Here is a 1,038-nt window from a genome sequence, read left to right as displayed (position 1 = left end):
GTTTGGATCTCGGCGGTGTACCGACACTGGCCGGTAGGAACGCTGTGGCGATCCCGGTTGCGCCGGCGTCGACTCTCGTCTCGCGTATCGCTCGATCGGTTGTCGAGACAGAGCTTTCTCTCTTTGAACCGCAGCGTGATTGGACTCGATCTCGGTTGAAATCGGTCTTGTCGCGCAGCTACGGCCAGTGCAATGAACGTCAACAAAGGAACGCTGAAAAGTGGTGAGACAGATGAGCAGTCCGTTCGAGGTCATCGAGGTGGGTGGCATTCCGTTTGCCGCGACCAATCTCGAGAGAGCTACCGATTGGGTAGTCAACGACAGACGAGAGGGAGCAGGAACCGGAGTCTCCGTGAGGTTGTCGAATTCCTACTGCGTGTCGGCGGCGCACAACGATCGTGACTACTCCGCGATTTTGAAGGGCCCCGGTGTGAACTTCGCAGACGGAACCCCGGTCAGTTGGGTGATGCGCCTTATCGGCGCCACCGCTTCCGATCACGTCGGTGTTCGACCAGTCCGGGGTCCATCGTTCTTCGAGGCCACCTTGGACAAGGGGCGCCGCTACGGCCTTCGTCACCATTTTGTCGGCACGACAGAAGAGACGTTGAGTCTTTTGACGGATCGAGTGGAAGAGTTGTACCCGGGCATCACGGTGGCTGGCACTTACGCCCCGCCGTTTGCCGCGTTCAGCAAGGAGTTCGTCGATGACATCATCACGAAGGTCGGTCCGTCGGCGCCGGACATCGTGTGGGTCGGCTTGGGAGCGCCGAAGCAGGATTTTGTCACGAAGGCGATAGCGGATCGAACCGACTACGTGGCCGTCGGTGTCGGCGCGGCCTTCGACTTCTTGGCCGGAACCGTTTCTGAGGCACCGTCTTTCGTACGAAATTCGGGATTCGAGTGGATGTATCGACTTGCATCGGAACCCAAACGTCTGTGGCGGCGCTACCTGTTCGGTAACTCGACATTCGTCCGGTTGGCATCGCGCGACATTCGAAAGTTCCTCGGCCGTTCGAGAGGACACGCATGAGCGAGATC

Annotated in this window: 2 protein-coding genes; both read left to right on the top strand. The window is 59.1% G+C overall.

Features of this window, described 5'->3' with window-relative positions:
* Positions 1 to 227 (top strand): hypothetical protein (locus ABT116_RS50200; RefSeq protein WP_351648515.1); only part of this gene is annotated, 227 nt, incomplete at its 5' end.
* A gap of 5 nt (positions 228 to 232) precedes the next feature.
* Positions 233 to 1,030: a WecB/TagA/CpsF family glycosyltransferase gene (locus ABT116_RS50195; protein ID WP_351648513.1), complete on the top strand. Its 798-nt coding sequence runs from the start codon at positions 233 to 235 to the stop codon at positions 1,028 to 1,030.
* Positions 1,031 to 1,038: the final 8 nt, after the last annotated feature.

The organism is Streptomyces sp. NPDC002130 (genome assembly GCF_040296465.1).
In the GTDB taxonomy this organism is placed as follows: Bacteria; Actinomycetota; Actinomycetes; order Streptomycetales; family Streptomycetaceae; genus Streptomyces.
Note: the sequence above shows the minus strand (reverse complement) of the source record. Positions and strands in the feature narration are given on the sequence as shown.